A 16,699-nucleotide genomic window follows, 5' to 3' on the forward strand; every position below is an offset into this window, starting at 1 on the left:
GCACGGCGGCCCCCGGTGGTGCAGGACGGGGTAAGGGCCTCAGGCCGGCGGCGGCAGCAGGCCGCGCCGGTAGGCCGGGACCAGGTTCTTCGGCACGCGGTGCTGCTGCCCCTCGAGCGTGATCGTCACCAGGTCCGGCGACTCCGCCTTCCACTGGGAACGGCGGTGGTGGGTGTTCGCGCGCGACTTGCGGCGCTTGGGAACGGCCATCAGTTCTCTCCTTCTCGGTCGTCCCGGCCCTGCTCCGGGCGGGACGTGGGGTCGGGGAGCCCGGCGGGGGCCGGGTCCTCACAGGGCTCGTCGTGTGCCCAGCCGAACGGATCCGGCAGCGCCGACCATGCGTCCTCACCTGCGGTGATCTCGGCGTCGGTCAGCAGTGCGCCGCGCAGGGCGGCGTCGATCTCGTCGGGGTCGGCGTGGTGGCACAGCACCACGACGTCCTGGGCCCGGTCACCCCAACGAGGGTGCCAGGCCAGCGACGCGAGTGCGCGGCGCTCGTCGCCCGCCTCGGCCCAGGCCTGCTCGTCGGCGCCGGCCAGCCACTCACCGGCGTGCCCGATCCGCATCCCGCCGCCCGCGCTCTCCAGCCACAGCACTGCGTCCGGGCGGGTGGCGAGCCAGATCCGCCCGCGCGCCCGCACGACACCGTCGAGCAACGAGTCGATCGCGTCGTGCAGCCGGTCCGGGTGGAACGGGCGGCGCGCGGAGAACAGCAGGGTGCGGACGCCGTTCTCGGCCTCCAGCGGCGGCGCACCCCGCAGCAGCGGGTCGTGCACCCCGCTCGGGACGCCCTGGCGGGCCTCGGCAGGCAGGCCGTCGCCGAAGACCCGGTGGTCGGCCGAGGACGGCAGCAGCCGCGGAGCCGTCGGGCACAGCCGGTCCAGGACGGCGGAGGTGCGGTCGACGTCCGCCGGCCCGAGCGAACGGGTGGTCACCAGCACGTCGGCGAACTCGGCCTGGCCGACGGCGAGCTGGGCGACCGTGCGCTCGTCGTCGGGCAGCGTGGACAGCCCGCGCTCGGGCAGTGTCGCCTCGCCCGTCGCGTCCTCCAGCCAGACGTCCGGGTCCAGCACCGCGACGACGGCGGTGAGGTCCACCAGGTCCGCGGCGGTCACCTGCTCACCGTCGCCGGCGTCGAACAGCACCGAGCCCAGCGCCCAGCACACCGGCTCCGGCTCCAGCCGGGGGTCCAGGTGCAGCACGATCCGGTCCACCTCGCCTGCCAGCCCGGCCAGCGTCGGGAGCACGTCCTCGCGGATCGTGCAGCTCACGCAGCCGTGCGCCAGCTCGAGCACCGAGTGCTCGTCGGCCGGCCCGCGGCGCAGCCGCCGGTGCACCCGGCCCCGGCCCAGGTCGTGCAGGTCGTGGTGCAGCACGACGAGGCCCGGGTCGAGGTCGCGCATCCGGCCGATCGTGCGCTCGATGCCCTCACGGGGCATGCCGCAGAGCACCACCAGCTCGGTCCGCCGCGGCGCTCCGGCGTCCGGGGCGTCCAGGTCCCGCTGCTCGGTCATGCGTTGCCGCCTCCCGCGTCCGACGTCGTACTCATCCGGTGTAGCCTAAACGAAAACGAGTATCATGTTGAGAGGAGGGTCGAGTGGCGAAGACGACCGATGTCCGGCCGATCATCAAGCTGCGCTCGACGGCGGGGACCGGCACCACGTACGTGACCCGCAAGAACCGGCGCAACGACCCCGATCGGCTGGTCCTGCGCAAGTACGACCCGAAGCTGCGCAAGCACGTCGAGTTCAAGGAAGAGCGCTAAGTGGAGCCTGCGGAACGAAAGGAGCGGCGCCAAGTGGAGCCTGCGGAACGAAAGGAGCGGCACTGAGATGGCGCCCAAGGGCAAGGCGGTGCGGACCCCGCGCCGCAAGGCGAACCCGCTGCACGCACGCGGGATCGACCACGTGGACTGGAAGGACTCGCAGCTGCTGCGGACCTTCATCTCCGACCGCGGCAAGATCCGTGCGCGCCGGGTGACCGGGCTGACCGGTCAGCAGCAGCGCCAGGTCGCCGTCGCGATCCGCAACGCGCGGGAGATGGCACTGCTGCCGTACCCGCACTCGGGGCGGTGACCCGGTGTCCGCCCGTTGCGACCTGACCGGGCGCGAGCCCGGCTTCGGCAAGAACGTCTCGCACTCGCACCGCCGCACCTCGCGCCGGTTCGACCCCAACATCCAGCAGAAGCGCTACTGGTTCCCGGCGGAGAACCGCTGGGTCCGGCTGCGCCTGTCGGCCAAGGGGATCAAGACCGTCGACCGGATCGGCGTCGACGCCGCGGTCGCGAAGATCCGCGCCAACGGCGTGCGGGTCTAGGGAGAGAGGGAAGACATGGCCACCAAGGGCCAGATCGCCAAGAACGAGCGCCGCAAGGAGATCGTCGCGCGCTACGCCGAGCGCCGGGCCGAGCTGAAGGCCGTCATCGCGCGGCCCTCGGCCACCGAGGAGGAGAAGGCCGCCGCGTCGGCGGAGCTCCGCAGGCAGCCCCGCGACGCCAGCTCCACCCGCGTGCGCAACCGCGACTCGGTCGACGGCCGCTCGCGTGGCTACCTGCGCAAGTTCGGCGTCTCGCGTGTGCGCCTGCGCGGGCTGGCGCACGAGGGCATGCTGCCGGGCGTGACCAAGTCCAGCTGGTGAACGACCGGCGACGTCCGGGCTGACCAGCACGGACCGGGTTCCGGGACCCCCCACCGCGGGGGCCCGGAACCGCCGTGTAGAGTTCTTCTCGTCGGTGAACGGCAGGGATACCGACTCCCCGCCGGGACCGCCGCCGCCCCCTTAGCTCAGTCGGCAGAGCGTCTCCATGGTAAGGAGAAGGTCTACGGTTCGATTCCGTAAGGGGGCTCCGGAAGGGCTTCGCCGTACTCGGCGGAGCCCTTTCATGACGGTGTAGCTCAGTCGGTAGAGCAAGCGGCTCATAATCGCTGTGTCGCCGGTTCAAGTCCGGCCATCGTCACCACGTCTGGCGCACCACACGAAGCACCTGCTGGGAGGCACCCGCGATGGCCAAGGCCACGGATGTTCGGCCGAAGATCACTCTGGCCTGCGAGGAGTGCAAGAACCGCAACTACATCACCAAGAAGAACCGGCGGAACGACCCCGACCGGCTCGAGGTGAAGAAGTTCTGCGCACACTGCGGCACGCACAAGGCGCACCGCGAGACCCGCTGACGCGGCTCGCGTAGCGACCCTCGGAGCTCCTCGTGCCCGACCAGAGCTGGGTCGGACGCGTCCTCGACCCGGCCGGCCCGTATCAGGTCGGCCGGGAACAGGTGCGTCAGTTCGCCACCGCGATCGGTGACGACGACCCGCTGTTCCACGATCTCGACGCCGCGCGCGCGGCCGGGCACGCCGACCTGGTGGCCCCGCCGACGTTCCCGACGTGCTTCACCATGCCGGTGATCGAGCGCTTCCTGCGTGACCCGGCCTTCGGCTGGGACTACACCCGCATGGTCCACGGTGACCAGCGGATCACCTACCGCCGGCCGATTCTCGCCGGGGACGAGCTCATGACGGTCATCCACGTCGACGAGCTGCGTACCCGGGCCGGCAACCACATGCTGACGCTGCGCTGCGAGGTCACCGACACCGCGGACGAGCCCGTCGCGACGACCGTCTCGCTGCTGGTCACCGCCGCGGGCGAGGAGGACGCGTGAGCGAGCGCCTCACCCCGGAGACCGCGCGGACCGTGGCGAAGGGCGACGCCCTGCCCGCGTTCGACGTGCAGGTCACCCGCGCGGACCTCGTCCGCTACGCCGGTGCCTCCGGCGACTTCAACCCGATCCACTGGAGCGACCGTGTCGCCACCGGTGCCGGGCTCCCCGGCGTCATCGCGCACGGGATGCTCTCGATGGCCCTGGCCGGTCGCGTGCTGACCGCGTGGACCGGTGACCCGGCCGCCGTGCGCAGCTACGGGACCCGCTTCACCCGCCCGGTCGTCGTCCCGGACGACGACGAGGGTGCCACCGTGGAGCTGTCGGGCACCGTGGCCGAGGTGCGCGAGGACGAGGGCGAGCGGATCGCCGTCGTCGACCTCACCGCCCGCTTCGACGGGAAGACCGTCCTCGGCCGCGCCCGCGCCGAGGTCGTCCTGCCGTAGAGGACCCGGGGTGCGGGGCCGCCACAGGTGGTGCCGTACACTCGATCCAGCCGGGCACGCCGGAGAGTCGGTCGTGCCCGTCCCGCCATCCGCGAGGGTGGGCCGGGGCAAAGGGGTGTAGCTCAATTGGCAGAGCAGCGGTCTCCAAAACCGCAGGTTGCAGGTTCAAGTCCTGTCACCCCTGCCACCGACACCAGTCTCCGCCGGATCCCGGCCGAGCCGGTGTCGACGGCACGGACGGCGAACAGAGCAGGACAGGTTCGAGAGCGGACGAGTTGACCGCCGGCGGGCGTACGGCGCCCGTCGCGGGCGGAGGGCGAAGGCGTGAGCGACGAGCGCGAGTCGGAGCGGGACCGGGAGCGTCCGAGCACCGCGGCCGACCGCCGTGGCCGGCGGGCCTCCCGTCACGGCACCGGCAGCACGCCCGCGAAGGGCCGTGCCACTCCCACCCGGGCCGCGGCGACCGCGACCGAGAAGCAGTCCCCGTTCGCGCGCCTCGTGCGGTTCCTGCGCGAGGTCGTCGCCGAGCTCCGGAAGGTCATCTGGCCGACCCGTTCGCAGATGGTCACCTACACGATCGCCGTCCTGGTGTTCGTGGCGATCATGGTGGGGCTGGTGTTCGTGCTGGACTCGGCGTTCGCCGAGGGCGTCGCGCTGCTGTTCGGCAACGGCAACTGACCGCGCCGCCGGCCGGTACCGACCGGTGACGACGGAACCCCGATGAAGGAAGCGAGTAGGACGTGACCTCCGACAGCGCCGGCACCACCGGCTCCGCGCAGGACGCGGCGGACCAGGCCGCGATCGACGCGGTCGCCGAGCACGCGGCCGACGAGTCGCTGCCCGAGCAGTCCGTCCAGGACGCCGACACCGAGGCCGCCCACGGCGACGACGCGGTCTCCGGCGACTACACCGACCCGGACGACGAGTCGACCGCCGGTGCGGCCGCCGAGACCCAGGCCGCCGAGGCGATCGGTGCCGAGGCCGGCGAGACCGACGCGGACGAGACCCAGGTCGGCCAGGACGCCGGGACCCGGGCCGCCGACGACGTCGAGGACGAGGCCGAGGCCTCGGAGACGGCCACGTCGGAGACCCTCGCCGAGGAGGCCGAGCAGGCCGGCGACGCGACTCCGGAGCAGATCGCCGAGGTGAACGAGGCCGAGGCGAAGAACGAGGTCGCCGACCTCGAGGCAGCCGAGAGCGAGGACCCCGAGGAGGAGCTCCGCACCGCGCTGCGCCGGGCCCCGGGTGACTGGTACGTCATCCACTCCTACGCGGGCTACGAGAACAAGGTGAAGCAGAACCTCGAGACCCGGGCGCAGACCCTGGACGTCGAGGACTTCATCTTCCAGGTCGAGGTGCCCACCGAGGAGGTCACCGAGATCAAGAACGGGCAGCGCAAGAAGGTCAACCGCAAGGTGCTGCCCGGCTACATCCTCGTCCGGATGGAGCTCAACGACCAGTCCTGGGGCGCGGTGCGCAACACCCCGGGCGTGACCGGCTTCGTCGGTGCCACGTCCAAGCCGTCGCCGCTGACCATCAACGAGGTCGTGAAGTTCCTGCTGCCCAAGACCGAGGCCCCCAAGAAGGAGGCCGAGGCCGGCAAGGCCGCGACCACCGGCGCAGCCGCCCCGAGCGGTGGCGGCGCCCCCGCCGTCGAGGTCGACTTCGAGGTCGGCGAGTCGGTCACCGTCATGGACGGGCCGTTCGCCACGCTCCCGGCGAGCATCTCCGAGGTCAACGTCGACGCCCAGAAGCTCAAGGTGCTGGTCTCGATCTTCGGCCGGGAGACCCCGGTCGAGCTCGGGTTCAACCAGGTCTCCAAGATCTGATCCGGTACCGGCGAGAAGCGTCCGCGGCGAGGCAGGGCCGCGGCGTGCACATCGATCACTGAGGACAGGACATGCCCCCCAAGAAGCGGAAGCTCTCCGCGATCATCAAGCTGCAGATCCAGGCCGGTGCCGCGACGCCGGCCCCGCCGGTCGGCCCCGCGCTGGGTCAGCACGGCGTCAACATCATGGAGTTCTGCAAGGCGTACAACGCCGCGACCGAGGCCCAGCGTGGCAACGTCGTGCCGGTCGAGATCTCGGTCTACGAGGACCGGTCCTTCGACTTCCAGCTCAAGACGCCGCCGGCGGCCAAGCTGCTGCTGAAGGCTGCCGGTGTCGACAAGGGCTCCGGCGAGCCGCACAAGACGAAGGTCGCCAAGGTCACGCAGGCCCAGGTCCGCGAGATCGCCGAGACCAAGATGCAGGACCTGAACGCGAACGACCTCGACCAGGCCGCCAAGATCATCGCCGGCACCGCCCGGTCGATGGGCATCACGGTCGAGGACTGAGACCACTTTTCCCGTACGCGTGGGAGAGCCGGCGCGGCTCGCACCACGACCTGACCTCCGAAGGAGAGGACAGATGACTCAGCGCAGCAAGGCCTACCAGGAGGCTGCCGCGAAGATCGACGCGGACCGCCTCTACTCGCCGCTCAGCGCGGCGAAGCTGGCCCAGGAGACGTCCAGCAAGAACACCGACGCGACCGTCGAGGTCGCGATGCGGCTGGGCGTCGACCCCCGTAAGGCGGACCAGATGGTCCGCGGCACCGTGAACCTGCCGCACGGTACCGGCAAGACCGCCCGCGTGATCGTCTTCGCGACCGGCGACAAGGCCACCGAGGCCGAGGCCGCCGGCGCGGACGCCGTGGGCGCCGAGGACCTCATCGAGCGGATCCAGGGCGGGTGGCTCGACTTCGACGCCGCCATCGCGACCCCGGACCAGATGGCCAAGGTCGGCCGCATCGCCCGCATCCTCGGCCCGCGTGGCCTGATGCCGAACCCGAAGACCGGCACCGTCACGCCCGACGTGACCAAGGCCGTCAACGAGATCAAGGGCGGCAAGGTCAACTTCCGGGTGGACAAGCAGTCCAACCTGCACCTGATCATCGGTAAGGCCTCGTTCGACACCGACAAGCTGGTGGAGAACTACGGCGCCGCCCTCGACGAGATCCTGCGGCTCAAGCCGTCGGCCGCCAAGGGCCGCTACGTCAAGAAGATCACGGTCTCCACCAACACGGGCCCCGGCATCCAGGTCGACCCGAACCGCACCCGGAACCTGCTGGTCCCGGACACGGAGGAGCAGGCCTGATCGGCCCCACCGCACGACGACGAACGCCCCCGCCGGACTCCGGCGGGGGCGTTCTCGCGTTCCGGGGCTCGCGGCCCCGAGGGGGCTAGGACCAGTCGGCCAGGACCTCGTCGGCGGACTCCGGGGCCGAGCGCGGCCCGGCGGTCTCGTTCGGTGTGCGGGAGAACCGTGGCGCCGGCGCGGCCTGCGGCACCCCGGACGAGGTGACGACGCTGCCCCGCGCGGCCAGATGCGGGTGCTCGGCCGCCTCACCGAAGGCCAGCACCGGCGTGGTGCAGGCGTCGGTGCCGGCGAAGACCTTCGCCCACTCGTCACGGGGACGGCTCGCGAACACCTCCGCGAACCGTTCGCGCATCGCGGGCCAGCCGGCCCGGTCGTACTGCTCGCCGAGCTCGGCGGCGTCGAGCCCCAGCCCGTCGAGCAGCTGGGCGTAGAACTGCGGCTCCAGTGCGCCGACGGCCATGTGCCGCCCGTCGGCGCAGGTGTAGGTGTCGTAGAACGGGGCGTGCCCGTCGAGCAGGTTCGACTCGCGCTCGTCGACCCAGGCGTTCTGGGACAGGAAGCCCCAGAACATCTGGTTGAGCACGCTGACGCCGTCGACCATCGCCGCGTCGACGACCTGCCCCTCGCCCGAGGCGCGGGCCTCCCACAGCGCGGCCAGCACGCCGACGACCAGGAGCATCGAGCCGCCGCCGAAGTCGCCGACCAGGTTCAGCGGCGGCACCGGCCGCTCCCCACCGCGCCCGATGGCGTGCAGCGCGCCGGTCAGGGACACGTAGTTGATGTCGTGCCCGGCGCGCTCGGCCCAGGGACCGTCCTGGCCCCAGCCGGTCATCCGGCCGTAGACCAGGCGTGGGTTGCGGGCGTGGCAGTCGTCCGGGCCGACGCCGAGCCGCTCGGTGACGCCAGGGCGGTAGCCCTCCAGCAGCACGTCGGCGTGCTCGACGAGGCGCAGTACCGTCTCCCGGCCCTCGTCGGACTTGAGGTTCGCGGCGACGGTGCGCCGCCCGCGCAGGGTGGGGTCCGGGACGTCGCCGGAGCCGAGCTCCAGCCCGCCGGACGGCCGGTCCACCCGCACCACGTCGGCGCCGAGGTCGCCCAGGACCATCGCCGCGTGCGGGCCGGGGCCCAGCCCCGCCAGCTCGATCACCTTCAGACCCGCCAGCGGTCCCTTGCCTCGTGTCACCCTCGGCCTCCTCGTCGCAGGTGTGCGCCCGGCGTCGGTGCCGGCGTCGCCCGGCCCGACGATAACCGGCGGCTACCGCCGGTAGCGGTGATTCTCGGCCCACCGATGATTCTCAGCCCACCAGGTCCCGGATGCGCCGCAGCGCGTCCGGCGGGCCGTCGACCACCATCGTCGTGACCAGCGAGTCCCGGAACACCGGGAGCTCCTCGGCGATCTTGGCCTCCGGCCCGACCAGCGCGACCTGCTCGACCATCGAGGTGGGCACGGCCTTCGCGGCGGCCCCCTTGTCCCCGGCCAGGTAGAGCTCCTGGATCCGGGCGCACTCGTCCTCGTAGCCCATCCGCGCGAACACCTCGTAGTGGAAGTTCGCGCCCTTGGCCCCCATCCCGCCGATGTAGAGCGCCAGGAACGGGCGGATCCGGTCGGCGGCGGCCTCGGTGTCGTCGTCGACGACGATCTGGACCATGCAGACGACCTCGAAGTTCTCCGGTCGTCCGCCGCGTGCGGCGAAGCCCGTCTCCAGCGACTCGCGGTAGTGCGCGTCGTGCCGTGGCGCGTAGAACAGCGGCTGCCAGCCGTCGGCGATCTCCGCGGCCAGCGCGACGTTCTTGGGGCCCTCCGCGGCGAGCAGGATCGGCAGGTCCGTGCGGTACGGATGCAGGGTCGAGCGCAGCGGCTTGCCCAGCCCCGTCCCGCCGGGGTGCGGGATGGGGTAGTGCGGGCCGTCGGAGACGACCTTCTCCCGGGCGATCGTGTCGCGCAGGATCCGTACGTACTCCCGCGTCCGAGCGAGCGGCTTCGGGTACGGCTGCCCGTACCAACCCTCGACCACCTGCGGCCCGGACGCCCCGATGCCGAGCGTGACCCGGCCACCGGAGAGGTGGTCCAGGGTCATCGCGGCCATCGCCGTCGCCGTCGGGGTGCGCGCCGACATCTGCACGACCGAGGTCCCCAGCCGCAGCCGCGACGACCGCGCGCCGTACCAGGCCAGCGGGGTGAACGCGTCCGAGCCGTAGGCCTCGGCGGTCCACAGCGAGTCGAAGCCGAGGTCCTCGGCGGCCGCGACCTTCTCCTCGACGCCGGGCGGCGGGCCGGAGCCCCAGTAGCCGAGTGCGAGACCGAGCTTCACGAGGTGCCTCCGCGGGTGACCGGCAGCCGCTTGATGCCGTTGATGAAGTTGCCGCTCAGGAACTCCGGCTCGCCGACGTCGATGTCCGGGGTGCGGGTGAGCAGCTCGTGGAACAGGCACCGCAGCTGGGTCTTCGCCAGGTGACTGCCCAGGCAGAAGTGCACGCCGCCGCCGCCGAAGCCGACGTGCGGGTTCTCGGTGCGGGTGATGTCGAACGTGTGCGGGTCGTCGAAGGCGGTCTCGTCGCGGTTGCCCGAGTGGTAGAACATGACCACCCGCTCGCCCTCGGCGATCCGCTGCCCGCGGATCTCGGTGTCCCGGGTCGCGGTGCGGCGGAAGGTCAGCACCGGGCTGGCCCAGCGCACGAACTCCTCGATCGCCGGCTTGATCCGTGAGTCGAACTCGTCGATCAGCAGCTGCTTCTGCTCGGGGTGGCGGTCCAGCGCGAGGATCGTGTGGCTCGCGGTCTGGCGGGTGGTGTCGTTCCCGGCCACGCAGAGCAGCACGAAGAAGGCCGCGATCTCCTCGTCGGTGAGGGTGTCGCCGTCGACCTCGGCCTGTACCAGCGCGGTCATCAGGTCGTTGGCCGGCTCCTCGCGGCGCGCCGCGGACAGCTCGAAGCAGGCGGTGTGCAGCGTCATCAGGCCGTTGAGCAGCACGGCCATCGGGTCGCCGTCGCCGATGAAGTCCGGGTCGTTCCACCCGACCATCGCGCCGGCGGCGTCGGCGATCTCGGTGCGCTTCTCGTCCGGGATCCCGATCATCTCCGAGATCGTCCACATCGGGAGCCGCGCGGACACCGTGGACACGAAGTCGACGGTGCCGGTCGTCTGCTCGAAGTCGTCGACGATCCGGCGGGCCTGGTCGGCGATCTGGTCCTCGATCTGCCGCACCCGGCGCGGGGTGAAGACCGAGCTGATCACCTTGCGGAGCGTGTTGTGCCGGGGCGCGTCCATCGCGAGGATCGAGTGCGCGGCCTCGAGGACGTCCTCGGGGGCGTCCTCCAGCATCACGCCGCCGTACTCCTGCCCGGAGGCGAAGGTGTCGGCGTCGCGGCTGACGGCCTGGATGTCGGCGTGCGCGACGACCGCCCAGAAGCCGGGGGCGTCCGGGTCGGGCAGCAGGTCGGTCTCCGCCGGCCGGTGCCAGGACAGCGGCCGCTCGCGGCGCAGCTCGGCGAAGGTCTCCTCGCGCTCGGCGGGCGGCTTCGCCCAGAACTCCTGGCTGGAGATGTCGAGCGGGTCGTACTCGCGGGTGGGCTCGGTGGTGGTCATGCAGATCTCCTCCTCGAGATCGGCAGTGGCGTGGAACGGGTCGCTCCGGAGCCGGCTCAGATCTCGGGAGCGGGGATCATGCCGGTGAGCACGGCCCCGCTCACCCCGCCGTCGACGACGAGGGCGTGGCCGTTCACCCACGCCGAGCCGGGCCCGGCGAGGAACGTGACCGGACCCGCGACGTCGGCGGGCGTGGCGTGCCTGCCGAGGAACGCGGCCAGCGCGTCGAGGTTCTCCTTGCCCATCGACTCCTCGAAGTCGCCGAGGATCGGCGTCTCGACGGGGCCGGGGCAGACGGCGTTCATCCGCACCCCGTTCTCGAAGAACACGGGGCCCATCAGCATCGTGTAGACGATCAGGGCCTCCTTCGAGAAGTTGTAGGCGTTGCCGTCCTGCGGGTTCGCCGCGAACCAGGCCAGGCCCTCGTCGACGGTGTCGGTCGCCAGCAGCGCGCGCAGCTGCTCCAGGCGCGCCGGCCAGTTGTAGCCCGCGATCGAGGCGACGTTGACCACCGCGCCGCCGGGGTTGATCCGCTCGACGAGCGACTCGGTGAGGTGGCGCAGGCCCAGCAGGTTGACCGTCAGGACCAGCTCGGCCGGGGCGGTGCCCGGGACGCCTGCGACGTTGCACAACGCGTCGAACCCGCCGTCCAGCGCCGCGACGGCCTGATCGATCGAGGCGACGTCGGACAGGTCGCAGTGCAGGTGCCGGGTGACGGGCACCTCGGGGTCCTTCACGTCGAGGGAGACGACCTCGTCGCCCGCGTCGAGGAACCGCCGGGCGACCTCGGCGCCGATCCCGGAGGCGGCCCCGGTGACGACGATCCGCCGGGGGCTCACGAGACCACCAGGTCGTCGCGGCCGTCGTTCTCGAGCGTCTTCACGTAGGTGGGGAAGAGCTTCTTCGACAGCGGCGCCAGCTGCAGCAGCTTGGTGACGGTGCCGTCGACGGTCACCTTGCCCTTGGCCATGGCGAACGTCAGGTTGACCTTGCCCTGCCAGTAGGCGTTCGCGGTCTCGGTCGCCATCGTCATCGTGGCGTCGGCGGCCGGGGCGCCGGGGTCGGAGCCCTTCCACACCTTCCCGCCGGGCAGGTCGATGACCAGGGCCGAGTCGGGGTCGGTGCACTGCTGGCGCAGCACCAGTCCGGTGGCGCGGAGCCTGGGCTCCAGATCGGGGTCCGCCAGGGCGGTCTCGAAGATCCCCCCGATGTAGCGGTAGAGCTCGTCCTCGTCGGCGAAGCCGGGCACGGGTACCTCCACGTCGTCGTGTGGCCGGTCGGGCCTCTTGAACATAACGTAAGTTACGTTACAGTCAACGGGGTCCCGACCCCCGACGACGTGGGAGAAGCCCGATGTCCCTCACCGCCCGGCCCGCCCGCGAATCCGGTCCCCACGCGTCCGCCGGCGATACCGGCACCGGCTCCGCCGTTGCCGCACAGGCTCTCCCGAACGGATCCGCGGACATCCCCGCGGAGGTGGCCCGGCTGCGTGACACGTTCGCCGGGGGCCGCACCCGCGACGCCGGTTGGCGGCTGCGCCAGCTCGCCGGGTTGGAGCAGATGCTCACCGAGCGCGAGGGCGAGTTCGTGGCGGCGCTGTCCGCCGACCTCGGCCGTCCCGCCGTCGACGCCTGGCTCGCCGACCTCGCTCCGACCGCCGCCGAGTCCCGCTACGCGCGCAGGCACCTGCGCCGCTGGATGCGGCCGCGCCGGGTCGGGCTGCCGCTGTCGGTGCAGCCCGGGCGGGCCCGGTACTCCTACGAGCCGCTCGGCGTCGTCCTGGTGATCGGGCCGTGGAACTACCCGGCCTACCTGACGCTGTCCCCGCTGGTCGCGGCCCTGGCTGCCGGGAACTGCGTGGTCGTGAAGCCGTCGGAGTACGCGCCGGCCACCGCCGACGCGATCGCCAGGCTGCTGCCGCAGTACCTCGACCCGGACGCGGTCTCGGTCGTCCACGGCGGCCCGGGGGAGACCCAGGAGCTGCTCGCCCAGGGGCTGGACCACGTGTTCTTCACCGGGAGCCCGGAGGTCGGCGCGAAGGTGATGGAGGCGGCCGCCCCGCACCTCACCCCGGTCACGCTGGAGCTGGGCGGCAAGAGCCCGGTGATCGTCGCCGCGGACGCGGACCTGGAGGTCGCGGCCCGCCGGATCGCCTGGACCAAGCTGATGAACTCCGGCCAGACCTGCGTCGCCCCGGACCACCTGCTGGTCGACGCCGCGGTGCGCGACGAGCTGGTCGAACGGATCGTGGCCGCCACCCGCCGGTTCCGGGGCGGGGAGACCGGCGGGCTGCGGGTCGTCGACGCGCGGCAGGCGCGGCGGCTGCGCGGCCTGCTCGACGGGCACGGCGGCACCGTCGTCACCGGGGGAGCGGTCGTCGCCGACGAGCCCGGTGGCTCCGCGGCCGCTGAGTCCACCGCCGAGCCGACCGCCGAGCCGACCGCCGAGCCGACCGCCGAGCCCACTGTCGAGCCGACGGTCGTCGTGGACCCGGATCTCGGGGCGCCGCTGATGACCGAGGAGATCTTCGGGCCGATCCTGCCGGTGCTCACCGTCGACTCGGTGGACGCCGCGATCGCGCACGTCAACCGCGGGCCGAAGCCGCTGGCGGTGTACGTGTTCTCCGCCTCGGCCGCGACCGCGGACCGTGTCACCCGCGAGGTCCCGGCCGGCGCGACGGTGGTCAACCACCTGATGTTCCACGTACTCGTCCCGCAGCTGCCCTTCGGCGGGGTGGGGCGCAGCGGCATGGGTGCCTACCACGGCCGGTTCGGTTTCGAGACGTTCTCCCACCGCCGCTCGGTGCTGGTGAAGCGGACCCGGCCCGATCCCACCCTGGTCTACCCGCCCTACAGCGCCCGCACCGAGAAGCTGCTGCGCCGGATCTTCTGAGGGCCGGCGGGCGCGACACGGTCCGGGTGCCGCGCCGCGCGCGTGGCACCCTGGTCGCAGGACAGGATCCGGCAGCCCACGATCAGACGCCGCAGGCGTGGACGGGAGCACGGTGCCCAGGAGAGCGGGCCGGCAGGTGGCCGCCGAGCAGTACTACGACGAGGCGATGGCGATCCTCGCCCGCGACGGCGCCGCCGGGCTCAAGATCGGCCCGCTCTGCCGCGCACTCGGAGTCACCAGCGGGTCCTTCTACCACCACTTCGGCAGCTGGTCGGGCTTCGTGCGCCGGCTGCTGGAGTTCTGGGAGACCGACCAGACCGACCGCGTCGTGCGGCTGGCCCGGGCCACCGCCGACCCGCTCCAGCGGATGGTCCTGACCAAGGAGCTGACGCTGGGCCTGCGCCACGACTGCGACGCCGCCATCCGCGCCTGGGCGGCGATCGACCCCGAGGTCGGCCGCGCGCAGCGCCGGGTGGACGGCCAGCGCCGCGCCGCGCTCGAACAGGTCGTGGCCGACGTCGTGCCCGATGCGGCGGAGGCGCACCGGCTCGCGGTGCTCGGCATCTCGTTGATGGCCGGTTTCCAGCAGACCTGCGACCCGCGGGACAAGGACCTGCTGCGCGGCCTGTTCGACGACTACCAGCGGCTGATCATGACCTACGCCGGTGCACCGCTCGGGTCGGGACCTCCCTCGAACGGGTGATGATCGTCGGTGTGCGTTTACCGGCCACCGTCGGAGTATCGACTTCGCGACAGCGCCGTTCGGAGTAGCTGAACTTCGCGATCGGGCCCAACGAGGGCGTCCGTGCCGCGCAGTGCGGTAGCAGTGCTCGACGCAGCGTGACCATGTCGTAAGTTACGTTATTGCCGGGGGATGTTCCCCGTAGTTCCTCCGAGTAACCCGATCGCCGCACGGTCGTTGTTCCGTGCAGCACACGGCGGCGACCGACGCTCCCCCGCATTCCGGGCCGCCCGTGCATCTCTGTGGTCGGACGCAAGGAGGCGGCACGTGACCGGAGTCGAGGTGAAGGTCGAGGGACTGACCAAGTCCTTCGGCCGGGCCAACATCTGGTCGGACGTGACGCTGACCCTGCCGCCGGGTGAGGTGTCGGTCCTGCTGGGCCCGTCGGGTACCGGCAAGTCGGTGTTCCTGAAGTGCCTGATCGGGCTGCTCAAGCCCGAGCGCGGCTCGATCGTCATCAACGGCGTCGACCTCGTCCGTTGCTCGGAGTCCGAGCTCTACGAGATCCGCAAGCTGTTCGGCGTGCTGTTCCAGGACGGCGCGCTCTTCGGCTCGATGACGCTGTTCGACAACATCGCCTTCCCGCTGCGCGAGCACACGAAGAAGACCGAGTCGGCCATCAAGGACATCGTGATGGAGAAGATGGAGATGGTCGGCCTCATGGGGGCCGAGACCAAGCTCCCCGGCGAGATCTCCGGCGGTATGCGCAAGCGCGCCGGCCTGGCCCGCGCGCTGGTGCTGGACCCGCAGATCGTGCTGTTCGACGAGCCGGACTCCGGCCTCGACCCGGTGCGCACGGCGTACCTGAACCAGCTGATCATCGACCTGAACGCGCAGACCGACTCGACGTTCCTGATCGTCACGCACGACATCAACTCGGCGCAGACGGTCCCGGACAACATGGGCCTGCTCTACCGCAAGCACCTGGCGATGTTCGGCCCCCGCGAGGTCCTGCTCACCAACGACGAGCCGGTCGTCGCGCAGTTCCTCAACGGCCGTCGTGAGGGCCCGATCGGCATGTCCGAGGAGAAGGACGCCGCGCAGGCCGCCCGCGAGATGGAGGAGGCGGGCGAGCTCGAGGGCCTGCCCCCGATGAAGCCGCAGCTCGAGGCGTCGACCGGGATGCCGGAGCGTCAGGCCGTGCACCGCCGCCGCGAGCGCGTCATGGCGATGATGCACGAGCTGCCCGAGCCCGCCCAGCGCGCGATCCGCGAGTCCTACGCCGAGGCCGACGCCGGTTCCGGCGGCGACGGCCCGACCGAGAACATCGGCGCCGCGCAGGACGGCACCACCCAGCAGGAGCCGCGCGGCGACGACTCGCCCACCGAGCTGTTCGGCGGCGCCGCCGGGGCCGGAGCAGGTGCCGCGGCCGCCTCGGACGGAGGTGCGGCCGCAGCGTCGGCCGGGCCCTCCACCGACGACCGGCCCACCGACGTCGTCCCGCGGGTCACCGACGGCGGAGACGACCGATGAGCAGCCCCGTCGTCCGGGCGCTGACGCCGGTCGGGAAGTTCTTCGGGCTCTGGGTCGACATCGGCCGCCAGGCGATGAGGCGGCCGTTCCAGCTCGGCGAGCTCATCGAGCAGACCTGGTTCGTCACCAAGGTCTCCGCGCTGCCGACGGCGCTGTTCACGATCCCGTTCGGCGCGACGATCGCGTTGCTGCTCGGTGAGCTGACCCGCCAGTTCGGAGCCCAGTCCCAGACCGGTGCCGGCTCGGTGCTCGCGATCGTGCAGCAGGCCGCCCCGATCGTCACCGCGCTGCTGATCTCCGGGGCCGGTGGCTCCGCGGTCTGCGCGGACCTCGGCGCCCGCACGATCCGTGAGGAGATCGCGGCGATGGAGGTGCTCGGCATCTCGCCGATCCAGCGCCTCGTCGTCCCGCGGGTGCTGGCCATGGGCATCACGGCCGTCGTACTCAACGGCATGGCCACCGTCGTCGGCGTCTCCGGCGGCTACTTCTTCAACGTGATCATCCAGGGCGGGTCCCCCGGGGCCTACATCAACAGCTTCTCGGCCATCGCCCAGGTCTCCGACATCGTCGTGTCCGAGGTCAAGGCGTTCCTGTTCGGCCTGGTCGCGGGGGTGGTCGCGGCGTTCCGGGGGCTGAACCCGCCGCCGGGCGCCAAGGGCGTGGGCGACGCGGTCAACCAGTCCGTCGTCATCTCCTTCGTCCTGGTCTTCCTGATCAACCTGGTCCTGACCGCGCTGTACCTCGAGCTCGTCCCGCCGAAGGGCTTCTAGA

The 16,699-nt window shown here is 71.8% G+C and carries 22 protein-coding genes and 3 tRNA genes; 18 read left to right on the forward strand and 7 right to left on the reverse strand.

What is annotated here, in order from left to right; all coding sequences use genetic code 11:
* Positions 1 to 39 precede the first annotated feature (39 nt).
* The gene (gene rpmF / locus ACLE50_RS03060; protein ID WP_410941793.1) at positions 40 to 210 is read right to left on the reverse strand and encodes a 50S ribosomal protein L32; all 171 of its coding nucleotides are present in this window, start codon (positions 208 to 210) and stop codon (positions 40 to 42) included.
* The gene (gene mrf, locus ACLE50_RS03065; RefSeq protein WP_410941794.1) at positions 210 to 1,514 is read right to left on the reverse strand and encodes a ribosome hibernation factor-recruiting GTPase MRF; all 1,305 of its coding nucleotides are present in this window, start codon (positions 1,512 to 1,514) and stop codon (positions 210 to 212) included. Before mrf ends, rpmF begins: the two co-directional genes overlap by 1 nt.
* An 83-nt stretch (positions 1,515 to 1,597) precedes the next feature.
* On the opposite strand from mrf, the gene rpmG (ACLE50_RS03070) reads away from it, so the two are divergent.
* The 14 genes from rpmG (ACLE50_RS03070) (at position 1,598) to rplA (ending at position 7,232) form a co-directional block, all read left to right on the forward strand.
* Positions 1,598 to 1,765 carry a 50S ribosomal protein L33 gene (rpmG, locus tag ACLE50_RS03070; RefSeq protein ID WP_410941795.1) on the forward strand — a complete coding sequence of 56 codons (168 nt, stop codon included), beginning with the start codon at positions 1,598 to 1,600 and terminating at the stop codon, positions 1,763 to 1,765.
* Between the two features lie 67 nt (positions 1,766 to 1,832).
* Complete coding sequence (gene rpsR / locus ACLE50_RS03075; protein ID WP_410941796.1) at positions 1,833 to 2,075, forward strand: 30S ribosomal protein S18; 243 nt, start codon at positions 1,833 to 1,835, stop codon at positions 2,073 to 2,075.
* 4 nt (positions 2,076 to 2,079) lie between these two features.
* Positions 2,080 to 2,316: a 50S ribosomal protein L28 gene (gene rpmB, locus ACLE50_RS03080; protein ID WP_410941797.1), complete on the forward strand. Its 237-nt coding sequence runs from the start codon at positions 2,080 to 2,082 to the stop codon at positions 2,314 to 2,316.
* 15 nt (positions 2,317 to 2,331) lie between these two features.
* Entirely contained in the window at positions 2,332 to 2,637 is a 306-nt protein-coding gene (rpsN, locus tag ACLE50_RS03085; RefSeq protein WP_410941798.1) for a 30S ribosomal protein S14, read from the forward strand.
* A 135-nt stretch (positions 2,638 to 2,772) separates the two neighbouring features.
* Positions 2,773 to 2,845: transfer RNA gene (locus tag ACLE50_RS03090), tRNA-Thr, on the forward strand.
* Between the two features lie 38 nt (positions 2,846 to 2,883).
* Positions 2,884 to 2,959: transfer RNA gene (locus ACLE50_RS03095), tRNA-Met, on the forward strand.
* A gap of 43 nt (positions 2,960 to 3,002) precedes the next feature.
* The gene (rpmG, locus tag ACLE50_RS03100; RefSeq protein WP_410941799.1) at positions 3,003 to 3,170 is read left to right on the forward strand and encodes a 50S ribosomal protein L33; all 168 of its coding nucleotides are present in this window, start codon (positions 3,003 to 3,005) and stop codon (positions 3,168 to 3,170) included.
* A gap of 32 nt (positions 3,171 to 3,202) precedes the next feature.
* Entirely contained in the window at positions 3,203 to 3,655 is a 453-nt protein-coding gene (locus ACLE50_RS03105; RefSeq protein WP_410941800.1) for an FAS1-like dehydratase domain-containing protein, read from the forward strand.
* Entirely contained in the window at positions 3,652 to 4,098 is a 447-nt protein-coding gene (locus tag ACLE50_RS03110) for a MaoC/PaaZ C-terminal domain-containing protein (RefSeq protein ID WP_410941801.1), read from the forward strand. The genes ACLE50_RS03105 and ACLE50_RS03110 overlap by 4 nt, the downstream gene beginning before the upstream one ends.
* Positions 4,099 to 4,209: 111 nt before the next feature.
* Positions 4,210 to 4,285, forward strand: a tRNA-Trp gene (locus tag ACLE50_RS03115).
* Positions 4,286 to 4,422: 137 nt separating this feature from the next.
* Positions 4,423 to 4,776 (forward strand): preprotein translocase subunit SecE, encoded by a 354-nt coding sequence (gene secE, locus ACLE50_RS03120; protein ID WP_410941802.1) that lies wholly within the window; start codon positions 4,423 to 4,425, stop codon positions 4,774 to 4,776.
* Between the two features lie 290 nt (positions 4,777 to 5,066).
* Positions 5,067 to 5,927 (forward strand): transcription termination/antitermination protein NusG, encoded by an 861-nt coding sequence (nusG, locus tag ACLE50_RS03125; protein WP_410942256.1) that lies wholly within the window; start codon positions 5,067 to 5,069, stop codon positions 5,925 to 5,927.
* A gap of 71 nt (positions 5,928 to 5,998) precedes the next feature.
* Complete coding sequence (gene rplK, locus ACLE50_RS03130; RefSeq protein WP_410941803.1) at positions 5,999 to 6,433, forward strand: 50S ribosomal protein L11; 435 nt, start codon at positions 5,999 to 6,001, stop codon at positions 6,431 to 6,433.
* 73 nt (positions 6,434 to 6,506) lie between these two features.
* Complete coding sequence (gene rplA, locus ACLE50_RS03135) at positions 6,507 to 7,232, forward strand: 50S ribosomal protein L1 (RefSeq protein ID WP_410941804.1); 726 nt, start codon at positions 6,507 to 6,509, stop codon at positions 7,230 to 7,232.
* Positions 7,233 to 7,317: 85 nt separating this feature from the next.
* Here the strand turns inward: rplA and ACLE50_RS03140 are convergent, their stop codons facing one another.
* The 5 genes from ACLE50_RS03140 to ACLE50_RS03160 all read right to left on the reverse strand — a co-directional run bounded on the left by ACLE50_RS03140 (position 7,318) and on the right by ACLE50_RS03160 (position 12,070).
* The gene (locus ACLE50_RS03140) at positions 7,318 to 8,418 is read right to left on the reverse strand and encodes a CaiB/BaiF CoA transferase family protein (RefSeq protein WP_410941805.1); all 1,101 of its coding nucleotides are present in this window, start codon (positions 8,416 to 8,418) and stop codon (positions 7,318 to 7,320) included.
* Positions 8,419 to 8,530: 112 nt separating this feature from the next.
* Entirely contained in the window at positions 8,531 to 9,547 is a 1,017-nt protein-coding gene (locus ACLE50_RS03145) for an LLM class F420-dependent oxidoreductase (RefSeq protein ID WP_410941806.1), read from the reverse strand.
* Complete coding sequence (locus ACLE50_RS03150) at positions 9,544 to 10,821, reverse strand: cytochrome P450 (RefSeq protein WP_410941807.1); 1,278 nt, start codon at positions 10,819 to 10,821, stop codon at positions 9,544 to 9,546. Before ACLE50_RS03150 ends, ACLE50_RS03145 begins: the two co-directional genes overlap by 4 nt.
* A 56-nt stretch (positions 10,822 to 10,877) precedes the next feature.
* A complete protein-coding gene (locus ACLE50_RS03155; protein WP_410941808.1) occupies positions 10,878 to 11,660 on the reverse strand; it encodes a coniferyl-alcohol dehydrogenase in 783 nt (260 codons plus the stop codon).
* Positions 11,657 to 12,070, reverse strand: a complete 414-nt coding sequence (locus tag ACLE50_RS03160) for an SCP2 sterol-binding domain-containing protein (RefSeq protein WP_410941809.1) — start codon at positions 12,068 to 12,070, stop codon at positions 11,657 to 11,659. The genes ACLE50_RS03155 and ACLE50_RS03160 overlap by 4 nt, the downstream gene beginning before the upstream one ends.
* A 104-nt stretch (positions 12,071 to 12,174) precedes the next feature.
* Here ACLE50_RS03160 and ACLE50_RS03165 point away from each other — a divergent pair, with 104 nt between their 5' ends.
* The 4 genes from ACLE50_RS03165 (at position 12,175) to ACLE50_RS03180 (ending at position 16,698) form a co-directional block, all read left to right on the forward strand.
* Positions 12,175 to 13,713, forward strand: coding sequence for an aldehyde dehydrogenase family protein (locus tag ACLE50_RS03165; protein ID WP_410941810.1), 1,539 nt, complete (start codon positions 12,175 to 12,177; stop codon positions 13,711 to 13,713).
* Positions 13,714 to 13,849: 136 nt separating this feature from the next.
* Complete coding sequence (locus tag ACLE50_RS03170) at positions 13,850 to 14,416, forward strand: TetR/AcrR family transcriptional regulator (protein ID WP_410941811.1); 567 nt, start codon at positions 13,850 to 13,852, stop codon at positions 14,414 to 14,416.
* Positions 14,417 to 14,722: 306 nt separating this feature from the next.
* On the forward strand, positions 14,723 to 15,928 hold the full coding sequence (locus ACLE50_RS03175; protein WP_410941812.1) for an ABC transporter ATP-binding protein: 1,206 nt from the start codon (positions 14,723 to 14,725) through the stop codon (positions 15,926 to 15,928).
* Positions 15,925 to 16,698 carry an MlaE family ABC transporter permease gene (locus ACLE50_RS03180; protein ID WP_410941813.1) on the forward strand — a complete coding sequence of 258 codons (774 nt, stop codon included), beginning with the start codon at positions 15,925 to 15,927 and terminating at the stop codon, positions 16,696 to 16,698. The genes ACLE50_RS03175 and ACLE50_RS03180 overlap by 4 nt, the downstream gene beginning before the upstream one ends.
* Position 16,699: the final 1 nt, after the last annotated feature.

The organism is Pseudonocardia phyllosphaerae (assembly GCF_046546475.1).
Classification (GTDB): domain Bacteria; phylum Actinomycetota; class Actinomycetes; order Mycobacteriales; family Pseudonocardiaceae; genus Pseudonocardia; species Pseudonocardia phyllosphaerae.